This window comes from Paenibacillus sp. 10L310 (assembly GCF_056395745.1).
This window is the reverse complement of the sequence record NZ_JBFTKC010000003.1, coordinates 470861-489982: the sequence shown is the minus strand read 5'-3', so window position 1 is coordinate 489982 and position 19122 is coordinate 470861. Positions and strand designations below refer to the sequence as shown.

The 19122-nt window shown below is 45.9% G+C and carries 12 protein-coding genes; all 12 read left to right on the top strand.

The genetic code is table 11. From position 1 onward, the window contains the following. Positions 1-12: 12 nt before the first annotated feature. The 12 genes from AC1DE7_RS11200 (at position 13) to AC1DE7_RS11145 (ending at position 18853) form a co-directional block, all read left to right on the top strand. On the top strand, positions 13-2751 hold the full coding sequence (locus AC1DE7_RS11200; RefSeq protein ID WP_477534386.1) for an S-layer homology domain-containing protein: 2739 nt from the start codon (positions 13-15) through the stop codon (positions 2749-2751). Positions 2752-2914: 163 nt separating this feature from the next. Further along, entirely contained in the window at positions 2915-3610 is a 696-nt protein-coding gene (gene nth, locus AC1DE7_RS11195; RefSeq protein ID WP_036607558.1) for an endonuclease III, read from the top strand. A gap of 23 nt (positions 3611-3633) precedes the next feature. Then, entirely contained in the window at positions 3634-3906 is a 273-nt protein-coding gene (locus AC1DE7_RS11190; RefSeq protein WP_017687779.1) for a hypothetical protein, read from the top strand. 308 nt (positions 3907-4214) lie between these two features. After that, complete coding sequence (locus tag AC1DE7_RS11185; protein WP_477534385.1) at positions 4215-7901, top strand: dynamin family protein; 3687 nt, start codon at positions 4215-4217, stop codon at positions 7899-7901. Positions 7902-8225: 324 nt separating this feature from the next. Continuing rightward, positions 8226-9998: an ABC transporter ATP-binding protein gene (locus AC1DE7_RS11180; protein WP_477534384.1), complete on the top strand. Its 1773-nt coding sequence runs from the start codon at positions 8226-8228 to the stop codon at positions 9996-9998. After that, positions 9995-11845 (top strand): ABC transporter ATP-binding protein, encoded by a 1851-nt coding sequence (locus AC1DE7_RS11175; RefSeq protein ID WP_036613270.1) that lies wholly within the window; start codon positions 9995-9997, stop codon positions 11843-11845. The genes AC1DE7_RS11180 and AC1DE7_RS11175 overlap by 4 nt, the downstream gene beginning before the upstream one ends. A 348-nt stretch (positions 11846-12193) precedes the next feature. Beyond that, positions 12194-13696: an AraC family transcriptional regulator gene (locus AC1DE7_RS11170; RefSeq protein WP_477534383.1), complete on the top strand. Its 1503-nt coding sequence runs from the start codon at positions 12194-12196 to the stop codon at positions 13694-13696. A 131-nt stretch (positions 13697-13827) separates the two neighbouring features. Further along, complete coding sequence (locus AC1DE7_RS11165; RefSeq protein ID WP_339283193.1) at positions 13828-14817, top strand: ABC transporter substrate-binding protein; 990 nt, start codon at positions 13828-13830, stop codon at positions 14815-14817. 62 nt (positions 14818-14879) lie between these two features. Next, a complete protein-coding gene (locus AC1DE7_RS11160; RefSeq protein WP_127549560.1) occupies positions 14880-15902 on the top strand; it encodes an NAD(P)/FAD-dependent oxidoreductase in 1023 nt (340 codons plus the stop codon). A 252-nt stretch (positions 15903-16154) separates the two neighbouring features. Beyond that, the gene (purT, locus tag AC1DE7_RS11155; protein ID WP_477534382.1) at positions 16155-17342 is read left to right on the top strand and encodes a formate-dependent phosphoribosylglycinamide formyltransferase; all 1188 of its coding nucleotides are present in this window, start codon (positions 16155-16157) and stop codon (positions 17340-17342) included. Further along, positions 17332-17790 carry a GNAT family N-acetyltransferase gene (locus AC1DE7_RS11150; protein ID WP_017687788.1) on the top strand — a complete coding sequence of 153 codons (459 nt, stop codon included), beginning with the start codon at positions 17332-17334 and terminating at the stop codon, positions 17788-17790. Before purT ends, AC1DE7_RS11150 begins: the two co-directional genes overlap by 11 nt. A 259-nt stretch (positions 17791-18049) precedes the next feature. Beyond that, positions 18050-18853 (top strand): CAP domain-containing protein, encoded by an 804-nt coding sequence (locus tag AC1DE7_RS11145; protein WP_477534381.1) that lies wholly within the window; start codon positions 18050-18052, stop codon positions 18851-18853. Positions 18854-19122 lie beyond the last annotated feature (269 nt).

Sequence of the window (19122 nt, the reverse complement as noted above, 5' to 3'; positions counted from 1 at the left end):
GGGGAATCATAGGTGACTTTTAAATATAACCATACATCACACTCTAAAAAAGTAGTATCAGCCGTGCTTGCAGGCATGATGGCCCTTAGCGCCGGCGGAGCTGCCATGGCAGCAGAATCAACAGAAACGGGGCAGGGTCAGACTGCTGCAATAACAAATACGGCTGCACCAACTGGTTTGTTCAGTGACATCAAGGTCGGATACTGGGCTGAGAAACATGTGTACAAACTGGCATATCAAGGTATTCTTCTCGGTAACAACGGCCTGTTCCGTCCAGGAGACGCGGTAACACAGCAAGAAGCTGTAACAATGGCAATCCGTTTTATGAATCAAGAGGGCCAGTTGAATACCGACACGGCTGCGGCATTACCGACAAACATGGAAGTGGGAAATTATTTCAAGCCATATGTCGCGCTGGCACTTCAACTGGGACTGATTGACAAAACGGAAGAATCAACGGTGGATGTATCCAAGACCTCCTGGGGTCAAAAGCCGGCTTCACGGGAATGGATTACAAAATTGTTAATCCGTTCATTGGATAAGGATGCTGAAGCGAAGGCACAAAACAATCAATCTACCGGATTTGCTGATAATGCAAGTATTTCCGAAAGTGGTAAAGGTTATGTCAATCTGGCTGTTAGCCTGGATCTGGCCAAAGGTGTTGAAGGCAACAAATTCAATCCAACTGGTTCCGTAACCCGTGCTCAACTGGCTACCTTCTTCAGTCGTGGTGAATCGTTAACGGATACAACGTACCCGAACACATCCACGGGTTATGTGACAGGATTGAAAGATGGGCAGATCACGCTGGTTGTGGACGGCAAAGCCGTTAACTTCGCAGTGAACAGCAGTACGCCTTACTTTACGAAAGACAGTGAAACTCGTGCTTCCGCCACAGATGTGAAGCTGTATACAAAAGTTATGGTTGTAGGTTCTGCAGGTGGGGCTTCCTATGTGGAAGTTGTTGATGCTACACCGCAGGTGGAAAGTGTTGAAGGTACATTTGCACGTTCATTGTCTGGTAATAAAATTGGTATCTTTGTGGGCGAGAATTACGAAACGTACAGTTATGATGAGGCAACTGCATTCATCGATCAGAATGGTAATGCAATCAAACTGTCCGATATTACGGCAGATAGCATCATCGAAGTACAGCGTGAGACGTTCTCGACTGACAAAAAAACAGTTGCTATTCGTGTGAAATCCGGCATTGTTAACAAGAGTGACAATGGCGTAGTTGCTGAAGTATCCACTTCTGGCAAAACGATCAAACTTGTCAATGCAGCGGGTGCAACAGAGCAGTTTGCATACAATGACAATCTGCTTATCACATATCAAAACCGTATCATGTCAGTGGCTGATCTCAAAGCCGGCAGTGCCGTGAAATACACCGTAAAGGACAGTGTTTTGCAAACTATCACATTGTCTCAAGGTGTGGAGCAATCTGTGCGCGGAACATTGGTTGAGATCGGTGGCAACCAGTCCACGTTAACGTTCAAACGTGAAGGGGGTTCCCTTGAGGCGAAACTGCTGACTGAAAAGCCGGAAGTTATTATTAATGGTATTCAGGATGCGACGCTAAATGATCTCATCACGGATGCAACGAACGGGGATCAGGTGGAGTTGTCATTGAACTCTGACGATCAGGTAACACGTATTCAGGTGATTGGACGTCAAATGGAACCTATGAACGGAGTAACGGTTGTATCTTACAACAGCAAAACAAAGGTACTTACCGTACTGGACAACAACAAAAAACCGTTTGTATTTACATTGGACGAAAAAACCAAACTGGACTACAATACGACCAAACCTACACTCGCTGGTCTGGAGTCGATTTTAAATGATGGTCGCAAATTGGATCTGACCTATGTGGGAACACGTGCGTTGTCCGTTAAAGTGATTTACAAGTATGAAGGTACGATCAGCAACATTGACACAACGGGCAGAAAAATCAGTGTGTTGTCTGGTAATCAGACGATTACAGTGCCTTATACTACCTTACCTACGGTTGAGATCTATAACAAATCGGGCGCAAGTCTGGGAGATTTGAAGATTGGTGACAAAGTGACCGTAACGCTTGGAGCAAATCAGGATGTAGTGCAGAAGGTTTCACTGAACACTGTGGCTCAATTCGAAGTGGTTGCCTTGGAAGCAAATAGTCGTATTCGAGTAAAATCCGATCTGTTGACAAGTCAGTTCTACGTGGATCAAGCCGTACTGACAGGAGAGAGTGGTCAGACGATCACGCCTTCACAACTGACAGCAGGCAACCTGATTAATGTAACGTTTGAAGGAGCTACGCCAAAAGCGGTTCAAGTCGTGAAGCGTACGCTGGCTGAGGTTACAGCGGTGGATGCTTCATCTGTAACGCTCAAACAGTTTAACGGCCAGACTGAAACCGTGCCTGTTAGCGGTTCGGTTAAAGTCGTAAAATCTGGCTCCACATTAACTTCACTGACTAGTCTTACGGTCGGAGATCGTGTGGAAATGACAAAAGATACGGATAATTCCACACGCTTCAGAGTACTAACTGTCATGAGCAAACAATTCTGGTCTTATGATGGCGTTGGTAACCAGATTTTGGTTAAACGGGAAACGACAGCAGACACAAACTATCGTTTTGCACTCGGATCAAGTGTATTTGTTCACCAGGGTGACAATACTTTAAGCGTGCAATCTCTCAGAGATAATGATAATATTGTATTGTATCTCCTGAACAATGTTATTCTGGAGATTCAAAAACAGTAATCGTTTCTTTTCGAGGATCAAAAGAATGACCGTCTTGATACGGGATCTTTCCCGCATCAAGACGTTTTTTTTGCAAGCTTTTTGAGGTCCCCGCAAAGTACTCGGATGAAGCTTCGAAGTAAGGCTCCGCAGAGTGGAGTCATTTTGTGGGAGGTAGCTCTTCATGAATGCAGCGACGGTTAGACATATACTCGAAACTATGGAAGCAATGTTTCCTGATGCACATTGCGAATTAAATCACAGCAATGCATTTGAATTGACGGTAGCTGTCCTTTTGTCTGCCCAGTGCACCGATGAAACGGTGAACAAGGTAACCGCAGATCTGTTCCAGAAGTACAGAAGCCCAGCAGATTATCTGGCAGTTCCTCTCGAAGAGTTGGAACAGGATATTCGGCGAATCGGTTTGTACCGGAACAAGGCCAAGCATATTCAGAACATGTGCCGAATTTTAATAGAGCAGTATGGCGGTGATGTACCGCAGGAACATGATCAGCTTGTGACGCTACCAGGTGTCGGGCGGAAAACCGCGAATGTAGTTGTTTCCAATGCGTTTGGAGTACCGGCAATTGCGGTAGATACTCATGTTGAACGTGTATCCAAGCGGCTGGCGCTTGCAGGTTGGGATGACTCCGTACTTGAAGTCGAAAAGAAACTAATGAAGCGCGTACCCCGGGACGAGTGGACTTTAACTCACCACCGGTTTATATTTTTTGGACGCTACCATTGCAAGGCACAGAACCCTGCGTGTCATATCTGTCCATTGCTGGACATATGCAGGGAAGGGAAAAAACGTATGAAAACGTCCCAAATCAGGAAAGATAAGGAACGTGTCACCACCCGAAAACGAAAAATAAATTAATGAGCAGAAAAGGATGAATAATCATGAAATGCATTTCCGTGTACACTGACAATTTTGAGGCCTTCTCCGATATCTTTGAACAAATCGTTGAACAGGAAATGGCTGAAAATGAAGAAAAAGAAGTAGAAGGTATCACAGTAAGCCACTCTGGCGACGTGCCTGAACATTATCTGGAGCGTATGTCCGTTAAACCCGAAGTTGTTGTTATGAGAGACAAAGGCAGAGACATTACAATTCTGCAACATGGACAAGTATTTGAAATCTTGCTACCTTCCATGGAGAACGCAGTTTCATAAGAAGTGATTACACTATTGTTTCTGTTGTATTAATGTCATGAGGATCGTTGTGGTTAAGGTGATCACATCGCATTCATGCAACAGACACTTGGCGTAAGCATTTGCTAAATACCAAGTATAAAACGTATTACAGATAAAACCGACTTGTTCGGTTTTATTTTTTTTAGATTATAGGACTTATACGTTCATTTATGTATATTCAATTCCAACCGTTCAAATTCAAACTTGATAATGTTAAAATAAATGTTGTAAAAGAGATAGACGTCGAAACGGATGTCAAATTAGAGGAGCCAGGGGGAAGGCCAGTCATGTCCAGAACAGATTACCCAAAAGAAATGGCCAAACCTCTGCTTCCGCTGCGTGAAGCGATGGAGCAGACAGGGGACCATACGGCTGTACAGGCTATAACGGATTTAATCAGCAAGGCGGAAATGAAACATCTGACGATTGCGTTCTGTGGTCATTTCTCTGCAGGCAAATCGAGTCTCATCAACAGTTTATGCGGTAAGCGGGTGCTGCCTTCAAGTCCCGTGCCAACAAGTGCAAATGTGGTATCCATACGTAATGGTAAGCCAAGAGCGCTTATTTATACTACTCCAAACGTAAGCGCTGACAATGGAGCAGGAACACTTGAAGTTTCTCCAGAGGAATTGGAGGCGTATTGCAAAAATGGTGGAGCTTATAGCTCAATTGAGGTATGGGATGATATTCCTCTGCTGAAAGATGATGCTGTCCTGCTGGATACACCAGGTGTGGATTCAACAGATCGCGGACATAGTCTCGCAACCCATTCAGCGCTCCATCTGGCGGATGTGGTGTTCTATGTCATGGACTATAACCATGTCCAGTCCGAGACCAACCTTTCATTTGCCAAGAGTCTGTCGGATTGGGGCAAACCGTTGTTTTTGATCGTGAACCAGATCGACAAGCATCGGGAGCGTGAGCTCTCTTTTGACCAATATACCGAAGGTGTCGAAGCTATATTTGCGGCCTGGGAAGTTAGATATGACGGACTGTTGTTTACTTCCCTCCGCGACAAGCAGCATCGCTACAACCAGTGGGATGTGCTTCCGGAACTCATTGGACACATGATGCAAGAGAAGGAAGCGTTAATTACGCACAGTTTGGCAAGTTCGGCCAGTCATGTAACGGAGCAACACTTGACGAGAGAAGCCGAGAAACGTGAAGACGAAGAGAATTCCCTGCTGGATGAGATTGGTGGCAAGGAAGGAATTGAACGCTTGGAACGAGAGCTGGAGCTTCTTGATCAACAAGCAGCAGACATTCGTACCGGGCCTTCGCGAGTGCGTGAGAAATTCCGGGCAGAGCTGGAACCTCTTCTGGCAAATGCAAATCTTACTCCTGCGGATATTCGTGCGTCGGCTGCCGCCTATTTGGAGAGCCGCAAACCAGGTTTCAGGGTAGGCTTATTGTTCTCAGGTGGCAAAACCGAGCAGGAGAAACAACGTCGTGCTTCTGAACTGGTGCGGTTATTGCAGGATCAGGCTTCCGGACAAGTTGAGGTACATATTCGTACAATGCTTAGACAGCTGGGTGAATCCCATCAGCTATGGGGAGCGGAGTGGGAGCAGTCGCTCAATACGGAACTGCCTGCTGTAGATGAGGCACTACTGGAGATGAAACGCAGTGCGAGTGCAGAGGTATCTCCAGAGTATGTGATTCAGTTTAGTAAAGATGTGCGGGGCGAGATTGAGGCCCGCTATCGCAGGTCGGCCATGATGCTGGCCGACCGCATGTTGGAGGCGCTGGGCGCGCGAGGCGAAGCCACGCTTCAGGCGCTGGACGCCAGCCGCGCAGCGCTGCTGGCGCAATCCGCGGCGGCGGCGCGCTACACGGCGCTCCAGCGCAGCGCCGCCGCAGAGGCAGCAGGGCTGCGCAGCCTGCTGCCCCATGCGGGCCCCCTCCCCTCCGGGCTATTGCCGGAGGTGAAGGGCCCGCACGTGCCCGCGGTGCCTGAACCGGGCGAAGCTCCCGGTTCGCATGCGGGCACGTCAACGTCTGTGGCTGCGCAGCCACAGACGCCAGAGGCACCGCCAGCGCAGCGCGCAGTCGCGGCGGCGGTGCCTGGGCCATCGTCGTCGGCTGGCGCTGAACGACGCCGACGCCTGGACGCAGCAGCGGCACGACTCGAAGCCGCTGCTGCGCTGGTAGAGCCGTACCCCGCCATGGGGTCGGCGGTACGGGATCTGCGTGCACGCGCGGCTTCGCTTGCGGGCGGCACGTTCACATTGGCGCTGTTCGGAGCATTCAGCGCCGGCAAATCCTCCTTCGCCAACGCGTTGCTGGGCGAAGCTGTACTACCGGTCTCGCCGCATCCAACAACAGCGGCGATTAACCGGATCATGGCTCCTGCCGGGGGCGCGGAGCATGGAACAGCCCGGGTCCGGATGAAGACCCGGGACGCCTTCCAGGAAGACCTCGCCTATTCCTTCCGTCTGCTCGGACTGGGCGAGCCTGGAGCGGAGTGGCAGAAGCGAGTACGTTCCCTCTCGCCACAGGATGTGCATCCGGCGGGGCGCCCGCACTACAGCTTTTTGCAGGCAGCGGCAGCCGGCTGGGAAGAAACAGTGGACCAGTTAGGTCAGGATGTGCTGGTGGATCTGGACGGTTATCGTAACTTTGTCGCAAACGAGAAGAAGTCCTGTTTTGTAGACAGTATCGATCTCTATTACAGTTGTGATGTGACTGAACAAGGCATTGTATTGGTAGACACACCAGGAGCGGACTCCGTGAATGCTCGTCATACGGGTGTAACCTTCAATTATATGAAGAATGCGGATGCACTCATTTTTGTCACGTATTACAACCATGCTTTCTCACAAGGAGATCGCCAGTTCCTGAATCAGTTGGGACGTGTTAAGGATAGTTCTGCCATGGATCAGATGTTCTTTGTTGTGAATGCCAGTGACTTGTCTTCCTCTGAGGAAGAACTGGAGCAGGTTCTCGATCATGTGAGTACCCAACTGCGCAGTAATGGAATTCGGGCACCACGACTCTTCCCGGTATCCAGCATACTGGCGATGGAAGGCAAGATGGCAGGTGATTCGAAGCTGCTTGAGCAATCCGGTTTTATCCGTTTTGAGGAAGAGTTCAACCAATTTGCAGGCAGAGAATTAGCCGATCTTGCCGTAGGTGGAGCTTCCGAAGAGATGGCACGTGTCATTCAGCGGTTGAAGAATCGTGCAGAGGATGCGGCTCAGGGTGAGGAAGCATTGCAGCAGCGGCGGGATGAACTGGAGACGATCCAGGGACAGTCACGCCAGCGCATACAGCGACTTGCAGAGAGATCCATGAAGGAAGAACTGTCACAGGAAACAGCAGAGTTGCTGTTCCATGTGCGGCAGCGACTTGCCTATCGCCTTGGTCTATTCATGGCAGAAGCATTCCATCCTTCCGTACTTCGGGAGGATCGGGGCAATCTGAAGACGGCTTTTGCAGCCTGTGGACGTGAACTGTTACGCATGATTGCCATTGAACTGGAGCAGGAACTGCTTGCTACCACCCTCAGACTTGAACAGGCAGGTCAGACCTGGCTGACGAAGCAAGTTACGGATTGTATAGATGATGTGAGACAGTTATCAGGGGGCGTGGATGTGTCACTGCCACTGAACGAACGCTGGAGTACACCTGTGCTTGAAGAAGTTCGTCTGGAAGAACCGTCTGGATGGAAAAGCTATTTGAATTATTTCCGCAATCCGAAACAGTTCTTCGAAGGAGATGGACGTCAGCGATTACAGGAGGCACTTGATCCTGTCCTCAAACAGATGATCATTGAAGTTCTTCCTGCTGCGCAAGACAAACTGATTCAGTTTTATGACAACCAGATTTGTCAATCCTTGCAACACCAATCCCGTCAGTTGGAAGAACGTCTGGACGAGGCGGTAAGTGGAATTCAAGATACACTGGAGAGCGGAATTCCGGCGGAGCAATGGACCAGCTTGTCTAACCAACTGGAACAGATTGAACGCAGTTAAAATCACGGCATAACGCGTATTCTCTGGAAGTCTTTGTAAAACAAAATGAATGATACAGCAACACATTGAAAATGTTGCGAAAATCAACCCAAAAGGGCCCCTGCCGAAAAGGCATATAGGGAGCCTTTTTTTGGTACGAACAACCTGAAATAAAGAGAATATTCAAACATTTGATTGAAAGGTGGGTATTTACCTTCGTTAATGCGTCAATAAGCTGAAAGCAGGCAGAATATGGTCTGTTATTCGCTTTGCCGCGAATGGGGTACGGTGATAAACTTCATAAATGTTCATAGTATTTTTGAACGACATAAGAGGAGGAGAAACATGGATGTTCTTAGGCAACTGCAAACCTTTTTTTGGGAAAAGCGAACGTATTTATTTGTATCAATCTTGTTCCTCGCCTTAGCGACCGCACTTGGGTTGGTGTATCCGTACATGCTGAGGATACTGATTGATGACATCATTGTTCCGCGAACTTTTGAAGACGTTCCCATAATTGCCTTGACTGTGTTAGGTGTAGTTATTTTAAAAGCGGGAATGCAGTTTTTACATGGCTTTTTTGGAGGACGCTTGGGTAACTTCCTGGCGTACAGACTTCGTAATGCATGTTACGAAAAGCTTCAATTTTTATCCTTCCGTTATTATGATACGGCCAAGACAGGTGATCTGATGTCCCGCCTCACGGGAGATTTGGAAGCCATCCGTAACTTTATCGGATTTGGTTTCGCCCAGATTCTTAATATGGTTTTCATGGTCGTATTTGGCGCAATCATGATGATGACCATGAGTTGGCAGCTTACGCTGTTCACGCTCATATGCATCCCATTACTTGCCTTCGTTGCGCTGAGATTCGAATCCAAAATTCACCCTGCGTTTCAGGAGATGCGGCTGGCGCTCAGTTCACTGACAACAGCGGTACAGGAGAATATTACTGGCGTACGTACGGTAAAATCCTTTGCACGTGAGCCTTATGAAGTGGAGAAATTCTCCATACGTAATGAGCGTTACAAAACAAATCAGATTCATGCCGCAACATTGTGGAGTCGCTATTTTCCGATCATGGAGATCCTTGCTTCGGTGAGTATCGTGCTGTTGCTGGTGATCGGTGGAAGAATGGTTATACAGAAGACGCTGACACTCGGTGAACTCGTTGCCTTTTTCAGTTTGATCTGGTACATAATCGGTCCAATGTGGAACCTTGGGTTCCATATCAACAACTATACGCAATCCAAAGCTTCAGGTGAACGGGTGCTCGAGCTGCTGAATACGCCAGTGGATGTGGAAGAAACGCAAGATCCAGTCATTGTTGAGGCAGACCAGGTGAACGGCCATGTGACATTTGAATCCGTTACCTTTGCCTATGGCAACAAAATGCCAGCAGTAACCGATATTAATTTTGACGCTGCACCCGGTTCTGTAATCGGTTTCCTCGGGGGAACAGGGTCAGGTAAATCGACCATCATTCAGCTTCTGATGCGTGCCTATAACGTGAACTCAGGAACGATCAAGCTGGATGGCAAAAACATTAAAGACATAGGCATCCGCAGTTTGCGGAGTCAGATCGCTTCTGTTTTCCAGGAAACATTCCTGTTCTCATCCAGCATTCGCAATAATATTTCCTACGGGCTTAAGAACGTCACCATGGATGAGATCATCCGTGCAGCCAAGCTGGCCAAGGCTCATGACTTCATTATGGAGTTCCCGGACGGATATGACACGGTGGTTGGTGAGCGCGGTATGGGTTTATCGGGTGGACAGAAACAGCGGATTGCGATTGCAAGGGCTTTGCTGAAAAACCCAAAAATTCTGGTACTTGATGATGCAACAAGCGCCGTGGACATGGAGACAGAACACGAGATTCAGTCCGGTTTCCAGGAAGTTATGCGCGGCAGAACGACATTTATTATTGCACACCGGATATCTTCACTACGACATGCAGATGAGATTCTGGTGCTCGATGAAGGTCGTGTGGTACAACGTGGTAAACATACCGAACTCATTGAAGTGCCTGGACCATATCAGGATGTTTATAAAATTCAATATGCAGATTATATTGCCCGCGGTAAGCGGGAGGCTGGGAAGCAGGTGAATTCATGAGTGCCGAAACGATAGCAGACAGGCGCGAGGCAAAAGTGGCCTCTGAGAAGAAACTGAATGAACGATTTGTGTATCAGGATGATGAAATTATTGAAAAACCGTTTAACTGGAAAGAGTTCGGACGTTTATTTGCATACATGAAACCTTATGCGAAACAACTGTTACCACTTGTTATTCTAATGATGATCTTGGGTACCATTACAAAATTGTCCGTACCTTTTCTGATCAGTCTGGCGATTGACCGTGCCATCGCACCGGCAACGGGGTTGCCAAGCATGACTATGCTTTATCTTATTGCAGGCTCCATATTTGTGTTGTATCTCATCCAGTGGGCTGCCAATACGTACCGGATCAAATTGACAAACATTATCGGACAGCGTGTTATTTATGACCTTCGCTCGGATCTGTTCAAGCATATCCAGAAGCTGTCCTTTAACTTCTTTGACAAAAGACCGGCAGGTTCCGTACTGGTACGTGTTACGAATGATATTAACTCCCTTCAGGATCTATTCACTAACGGTGCAGTTAACGTCATGATCGACTGCGTACAGTTGCTCGGGATCATTGTGATCTTGCTGTTGATTAACTGGAAACTGGGTCTTGCCGTGATCATTACGGTGCCAATCATGTTTATCATCTCGACCAAACTGCGGGTGCTGATCCGTCGGGCTTGGCAGGATGTGCGCATGAAGAACTCTCGGATCAACTCCCACTTGAATGAATCCATTCAGGGGATTCGAGTGACTCAGGCTTACACACAGGAAAAAGAGAACATGAAATATTTTGACAACATGAACCTGTCCAGCAAAAAGTCATGGGATAGAGCATCAGCGATGAACCAGGGCTTTGGACCGCTGATTGAGATTACCGGCGGATTCGGTACGTTAATCCTTTTCTGGTTTGGTGCTTACCTGATTCAGGAAGGTCAGTTGACCGTGGGATTACTTGTCGCTTTTGCCAACTATGTCGGCAACTTCTGGGACCCAATCAACCGTCTGGGACAGATGTACAATCAGTTGCTGGTTGCAATGGCATCATCGGAGCGTATCTTCGAATTCATGGATGAAAAACCAAGTATTGCGGATAAACCAGGTGCCAAGCCACTTCCTTCTATTAAAGGAGATATCGCATTCGAAAATGTGGTGTTCGAATACGAGAAGGGCAGACAGGCGCTGAAAGGGATCAGCTTCTCAGCGGCTGCGGGACAATCGATTGCACTTGTTGGTCATACGGGCTCAGGTAAAAGTACGATCATCAATCTGATCAGTCGTTTCTATGATATATCCGGCGGACGTCTCACCATTGACGGACAGGATGTGCGGGATGTAACGGTAGAGAGTTTACGCAGCCAGATCAGCATTGTATTACAGGATACCTTCATCTTCTCGGGTACGATTCGTGACAATATTCGATTTGGACGACTGGATGCAACGAATGAAGAGGTGGAGGACGCAGCCAAAGCAGTCAATGCACATGAGTTCATCATGAAGCTGCCTGGCGGATACGATACCGAAGTAGAGGAACGCGGGAACGTATTATCCATGGGACAGCGACAACTGTTATCCTTTGCCCGTGCGTTGCTTGCTGATCCACGCATACTGATTCTGGATGAAGCTACAGCCAGTATTGATACGGAGACAGAGCTTAAAATCCAGGAAGCGTTGAAGGTGCTGTTGCAGGGAAGAACGTCCTTTATGGTCGCTCACCGTCTCTCAACCATCCGGAATGCAGATAACATTATCGTCCTGGATCATGGTGAAATTAAAGAAGAGGGTAACCATGAGCAGCTGATCCAAAAACAAGGCGTCTATAATGGATTAATAGAAGCTCAATACAGATTTTTGTGATGAAACCTTCGGACGCCTGTTAAGCGTCTGAACACATATGAACTTATAACACTCTGGTGTTTTTTAGCCTGATCATTCAATAATAAGTGCATCTTATTCATTGAAGACAGGTTAGAGGATAGCCGGAGTGTTTTTTTTATTCGTTAGTGTGGTATGTTATATTTTTGAAGAATGAAATCAATACAATCGTTCATGGCTGGAGGGAGATCAATGCAGATGGACAACAACGAAATAAATTCAAAGCATTTGGATCACCTGGATCATATGAATTTTAGGCTCCTTCACGTGAATTATACGAGTGATCCTGCGACGGAGTGGCTTCTGAGGAAACACTTCATTGAAACATACATGTTATTATTTGTAGCCAGTGGGCAAGGGTGGTTAAAGATAGATGGCAGTTTCATCGAATTGAAGGCGGGCGGACTGTATGTAGGCTTCCCGGGGCAACTGGTTGAGGCAAATGTGCATTCGTTGGATGAAAGAGGCGTGTATCACATGAGTTTTGATGTCATGTACGCACTGGAGCAGGAGGGTGGAACAGCCCTTGAAATGATGAAGCAACTTTTACGTAATGAAATAAATGGCGAGGTCAGCTCATCTTCACCCGTTGCTGTTGGTGTGATCTGTCAGATGATTTACCACCACACGTTGAAGAAGGATGGTTTGCAAAGGTACTATGGTCAGATTCGTTTTCAGGAACTGTTGTATACCATGTTTTACGACGTGGCCCTTACCGAAAAGACGGACCTGGCTTCACCAATTGAACATGTCAAAGGTTACATGGAGCAGAATTATTCGAAGAGATTAACCATTGAGGAATTAGCAAATGTGGCACGAATGAGCCCTCGACATTTCATGCGTTTATTCAAGAAAAGGTATGGTTATAGTCCAGTGGACTATCTAACGCTATACCGAATTAAACAAGCCCAGATCTTAATGAGAAATGATCACAGTTATCGACTCAAGGATGTGGCATCGTACGTGGGTTATCAGGATGAGACGTATTTCCGGCGTAAATTCAAGCAAATCTCTGGCATTCCACCAGCAGCGTTTATACGTAATAGCAAACAAAAAATTGCTGCAGTTCATTCTGTGAGCATTGGTATACTGCTTGCATTGCAGATCATTCCCTGTGCCGCGCCGGCAAGTCATCCGTGGACATACTATTACCGACGTAAATATGAAACGGACAAAGTTATGCCACTCGCAGAGAGTGAGACCACTCGGCTGGAACAGCTTCGATTAGTTAAACCTGATTATATTATTACTGTTGGGACGGAGTCTGAGGATTTGCAAAGACAGCTTCATTCCACTGCTCCTGTGTGTGACCTCCCGTGGGAAAAAGGAGATTGGAGAGAGCATTTGAGATATGTTGCAAGCTTTTTGGACAGGTCTGATATTGCAGAGGTATGGCTTCAAAGATATGAAGAGAAGGCAACGACCATAAAGGACCAGCTTGAGGATTTCATACGAAAAGACAGATTAGTTGTACTCAAAGTTTATGGTGAAGCGTTGCAGATGTTAGGCCCAAGGAGCATTGCTTCCGTTTTTTACGTTGATATGCAAATGGAGGGTCCCGAAGGAGTTGAGACTTATTGGGAACGGGGCACAGTAACCATTAAGGAGTTATCTGTTCTCAACGTGGAAAGAATATTATTAATTGTTGGTGATGATGAGACATCCAGGCAGACATGGTCTGCTGTACGTAAGTCTGAAGAATGGCTTGAGTTGTTAGCGGTACAGAATGGCAGAATGGATATCCTTTTGTCGAGCGTCCTGCTGGACTACACTGCGTTTACTCATGAGCTTATGTTGGATGAAATATTAAAGTTATGGCAAGATCGTCCATAGCAAAAAGTCTGAATAGTCAATATCATACCTGAACATATTTTAATATACTTACTCCTATATCAAATGATAATGATAATTATTATTAATTAGACGTTGTCATAACTAAATGCCATATAGGGGGTACATAAAGAATGAGATTCAGATGGTTAACGGTACTATGCACCATGATGTTGGTGCTCATTATTGCGGCTTGCGGTACAGCGGGGAAAGATGAGGCCACGAGCGAAGGTCAGAAGACTGGTTCTGCCAATACATCCACAACAGAAACAAGTCAGGTAAAAAAAGTGACGACAAAGATGGGAGAAATTGAAATCCCGGTTGAACCACAAAGAGTAGTGGGTCTGTCCCTTGTATATCCGGAGTTTTTGTATGCACTTGGCATCGTACCTGTTGCTGTGCAGAACTATCACGAGGATCATCCTTCTTATTTGGAAGAGCCATTCGCGAATACCATGAAAATGGGCATCGCACGAACGCCGAATTTTGAAGCGGTTATGGAGACAATGCCTGATTTGATTATAGCTCCTGACTGGTGGTCCGAAAAGGATTATGATCAGCTTTCTCTGATTGCACCGACTGTACTTCTTCCACAACGTGATGATTGGCGGGACGAATTGCGTGATATTGCCAAAATTCTGGACAAAGAAGAACAGGCAGAAAAGGTTATTGAAGATTTGGTAGCGAAGGAAAAAGTTGCAGCCGACAAATTAAACGAGATGATCGGAGAAGAAACAGTTCTCTATATTCGAGTCATGGAAAAAGAAATCGTCCTTCACGGGGAGAACCTTGACCGTGGAAACTTCGTGCACAAGCGTCTGGGTATGAATCCGCTCCCGAATTTCCCGAAAGATCAAGTTGCCATGTCCGTATCCATGGAAGTGTTGCCTGAATACGATGCAGATCACTTGATCGTTCAACTGGATGACGATAAGAATCCTGAAATTAAGAAGAAATTTGAAGAGATGTTGGCAACTTCACTATGGAAAAATCTGAAAGCAGTCAAAAATGATCATGTGTACATGGTTGGTGGTAAAGAATGGCTCAATCTGGGGATGTCTCCACTGGCTGATCAGTATGTTATTGATGACATTGTAGCTGTTTTTGAAGAGAAAAATAAATAAAGCAAACGGTTCATGTTACACATATCTCTAAATTCACTACTAAATAACAGGATGTGTCCAAAATGAATGAAGAAGATATCTATGATGTAACCATCATTGGAGGCGGACCGGCAGGATTATATGCGGCCTTTTATGCCGGGATGCGTGATATGAGAGTTAAGATCATTGACGGCAAAGACCAACTTGGTGGTTTTCTGCATACCTATTCCGAAAAAACTATTTGGGATGTGGGTGGCCTGCCACCAATGAAGTGTTCAAAGTTGATTGAGTATCTGGTTCAGCAGGCGAATACCTTTAATCCAACGGTTGAATTGAATTGCATAGTAGATCGGTTCGCTCGACTGGACAACGATATTTTGGCTCTGTATACTGCTGAAGGCGACATACACTATACGCGTACAATCATTGTCGCAGTAGGCCGCGGTATCGCAGAAATTCAGAAATTGGAGCTTCAGGAGCCGATTCAATATGAGCATGAGAATCTTCATTACACCGTGCAAAATCCAGAACATTTTTCCGGGAAGCGTGTGCTCATTTCAGGAGGAGGCAACAGTGCAGTAGATTGGGCAATTGAACTTGCTCAACTTGCACGGAGCGTAGTGGTCGTCCACCGAAAAAATGAGTTTCGTGCAATGGAACGCAATGTTAGCGAGATGAACAATGTAACGGATGTCAGAACACCATATAGCATCACACGGCTTCATAATCATGGTGAACGTATCCATCAGGTTGTAATTACGCATATGGAGAGTCAGGAAAATGTATTGTTAGATGTGGATGAAGTCGTAGTTAGTCATGGATATAAAAGCAATTTAAGTGATCTTGCCAGTTGTGGCTTAGAAATGGACGATGGAATGGTTCTAATGAGCCAACATGCGAATACGAACCTCCCGGGTATTTTTGCTGCAGGGGATTGTGCAACTCACGATAGCAAAGTCAGACTTATTGCCGGAGCCTTCAACGATGCGATTTTAGCTGTAAATAGTGCGAAAAAATACTTGACTCCAGATGCTCCCATGATGGCGTACGTCTCCTCCCATAATGAAATTTTCAGAGAAAAAAACAAACAAATCCCAAGGTTCTAAACTTGGGGTTTGTTTGCTTATTCATGTTCACTGGAGTATTAAAATCTGCTGTTTCAACATATCCTTATTTCTGGGAAGAATGGAAAGGTTGACGAATCTGTAAGCGATAATTGTAAAATTTGATCGAAAAAACACAAAAAATCTTGTAAAATTCACAAGAAAAATAGGGAGCACTCTTGCAATCTTTAACCAAAACCCCGAAAATAGAGAGACAGATATAGAAGATTTCTCTTTGGGAGGATTGGAAAGAACATGTGGGGTGCTCCTTTTACGGCTCAAGCCAAAAAAATGCTGCTACTAGGCAGTGGAGAATTGGGAAAAGAGGTCGTTATTGAGGCCCAACGACTGGGAGTAGAGACGATCGCTGTTGATCGTTATGAGAACGCACCTGCAATGCAGGTCGCGCACCGGTCTTACTGCATCGACATGCTGGATGCCGAAGCTTTGAAACAATTGATCCGTAAAGAAAAACCTCATTACATCGTACCTGAGATTGAAGCTATTGCAACAGAAGCTTTACTGGAGCTTGAGGAAGAGGGATTTTGTGTAGTACCTACTGCCCGAGCTGCACGTCTAACGATGGATCGCGAAGGCATCCGTCGGCTTGCAGCCGAACAATTGAAACTTCCGACAGCTGATTACCTTTTTGCGGACAACCTGGAACAACTTCAGGAAGCCGTACGTGAGCTTGGCACACCTTGTGTCATTAAACCATTAATGAGTTCTTCCGGCAAAGGGCAGAGTGTATGCCGAACACCGGGCGACGTAGAGGATTGCTGGAACATTGCTCTTTCGGGGGCTCGTGGCAAATCCGTTCGTGTTATTGTGGAGAGCTTTGTGCAATTTGACAGTGAGATTACATTACTTACCGTTAGGTCTGTATCAGGCACCGTATTTTGTCCTCCGATTGGTCATGTTCAGAAGGATGGGGATTATGTCGAATCCTGGCAGCCTCATGCAATGACTCCTGAGCAATGGCAGCAAGCTTGTCATATTGCCAAATCCGTCACGGATGAACTTGGCGGGTATGGACTGTTTGGAGTGGAATTGTTCCTCACATCGGATGGTGTTGTGTTCAGCGAGGTATCTCCTCGTCCACATGACACAGGTATGGTTACAATGGTGACGCAAGACAGTTCCGAGTTTGCGCTGCATGTACGTGCAATTCTTGGTTTTCCGGTCACAGGTGTACATCTGTTGACACCGGGAGCTTCAGCAACGCTGAAGGCTAATGATGAAACATCTGACTTTACTGTAGGCGGGATTGAAGAAGCACTGGCTCTTCCTCGTACTCAGATTCGTGTATTTGGCAAACCTGAGACCAAAGTAGGACGCCGAATGGCTGTAGCTTTAAGTGCTGGTCAAGATGTGGAAGAAGCTCGTAAAACAGCGGTGCAAGCCGCTAATATGCTGAAAGTGGAGGTAAATCATGTCCAATAATGTTGAGGCCCCTGTACTGATGATCCGAGAGTGTGAACTACGAGATGCTGAAGCGGTAACGGGACTGATGCGAGAGGTCAGCTATCCGACAACAACCAATGTCATGAAAGAACGTATTGAATGTTTGGAAACCAATCCAAACGCATGCATGCTTGTTGCCGAAGTGGATGAACAAATTATTGGTGTGATTGGCTTGCAATGTGTGCAAAGTCATGCCTATCCAGAACCTGCCGCACAAATTACTTCCCTGATTGTAGGTCAAGAACATCGTGGTGGTGGGATTGGCCGTCGTCTGATGGCTCGTGCCGAAGATTGGGGCAGACAGCAAGGTGGTAAACAACTGTTTGTCACAGGTGCAAACCGTGAAGTGACTTCAACAACGTACTCTTTTTATGAGCACATTGGTTTTCAGAAGAGAGGTTATCGGTTCAGTAAAGTTCTTCTATAGTACAAATAAAGTTTCTTCTATTGCATGGAAATTCTCATGATATCCTGATCTGCACATTCTTGTGTGGTGAATGATAAATAGATGGTGAAGCGACATTCGACTAGCATTTTTAGTCCGAATGTCTTTTTTTTATGGCTAAAAAATGACAAAAAAGTTACTTTTCCATATTTTATAGGTTCACAATCTCCTGTCGAATTGATATACTGCTAGAGTATTAATTACAAAGTTGTAATAACTAATCTTAAGGAGATGAATGAATTTGAAAAAGAAATGGATGAAAACTGTCGTAACGAGTAGTCTGACAGCCGTACTGGCCGTAGGGGTAATGCTTCCTGCTTCCGCGTCTGCTGCAGATTCAACATATAAGACTATCACAACGTACAAAATTACAAGCACAGACAGCTTGAAAGCTTACATTGAGAAATGGCTCAAACAAAATGGATACACCGTATCCGAGGGGCAAATTGTAGAGAAACCTGCTACGCAGCCTGATCTAACGACGAAACCTGCTGAGCCGACAACAAAACCAACTCAACCAACAACAAAACCTGCTGAGCCTACAACTAAGCCTGAGCAACCGACTAAACCAACACAACCAGTTCAAGAAAAACCGGAAACTACACCGGCTAAAGATCCTTCAAACACAGGTAATACAGGTAACAATACAAGTAATAATGGTAGCGAAAGCACACAATCCGACTTTGCTACTCAAGTTGTAAAACTTGTGAACGCTGAGCGTGCTAAAGCAGGTCTGAACGCTCTGACTTCAGATGCACTTCTGGACAAAGTAGCTGTTGCTAAAGTAAAAGATATGAGTAACAATAACTATTTTGATCACCAGTCACCTACGTATGGTTCTCCGTTTGATATGATGAAACAATTCGGAGTAACTTACAGCTATGCAGGTGAGAACATTGCCCAAGGACAAAAAACACCACAGGAAGTGGTTACAGCTTGGATGAATAGTGAAGGTCACCGTGCCAATATTCTGAGCAAAAACTTTACGCATATCGGTGTAGGTTTCTACAACGGATACTGGGCACAAGAGTTTATCGGTAAGTAATCGATTTATAATGAAGAAAGTATGAATTTCTTTACCACAAGGTTATGCCAGTACACAGTTCATATCTGTGTATGGCATAACCTTTTTTCCGTAAAATGACATATAAAAAATGAATTCTGCGAATGAAGCGCCAAAGTTTGCAAATTAACGACAGAACATTTATGTTATTTAGGAATAGCATCATCAGGGCGTGTCTGAAAACTCCGAAGTAATCGGATTTTCAGACACGCCTTAATGTAAAGTCATTATAAATTATAAAATTATAAAGC

Coding starts and splice junctions, on each gene's coding strand:
- nth (WP_036607558.1), top strand. CDS start 2,915: ATGAATGCAGCGACGGTTAGACATATACTCGAAACTATGGAAGCAATG.
- AC1DE7_RS11190 (WP_017687779.1), top strand. CDS start 3,634: ATGAAATGCATTTCCGTGTACACTGACAATTTTGAGGCCTTCTCCGAT.
- AC1DE7_RS11185 (WP_477534385.1), top strand. CDS start 4,215: ATGTCCAGAACAGATTACCCAAAAGAAATGGCCAAACCTCTGCTTCCG.
- AC1DE7_RS11180 (WP_477534384.1), top strand. CDS start 8,226: ATGGATGTTCTTAGGCAACTGCAAACCTTTTTTTGGGAAAAGCGAACG.
- AC1DE7_RS11175 (WP_036613270.1), top strand. CDS start 9,995: ATGAGTGCCGAAACGATAGCAGACAGGCGCGAGGCAAAAGTGGCCTCT.
- AC1DE7_RS11170 (WP_477534383.1), top strand. CDS start 12,194: ATGTTATTATTTGTAGCCAGTGGGCAAGGGTGGTTAAAGATAGATGGC.
- AC1DE7_RS11165 (WP_339283193.1), top strand. CDS start 13,828: ATGAGATTCAGATGGTTAACGGTACTATGCACCATGATGTTGGTGCTC.
- AC1DE7_RS11160 (WP_127549560.1), top strand. CDS start 14,880: ATGAATGAAGAAGATATCTATGATGTAACCATCATTGGAGGCGGACCG.
- purT (WP_477534382.1), top strand. CDS start 16,155: ATGTGGGGTGCTCCTTTTACGGCTCAAGCCAAAAAAATGCTGCTACTA.
- AC1DE7_RS11150 (WP_017687788.1), top strand. CDS start 17,332: ATGTCCAATAATGTTGAGGCCCCTGTACTGATGATCCGAGAGTGTGAA.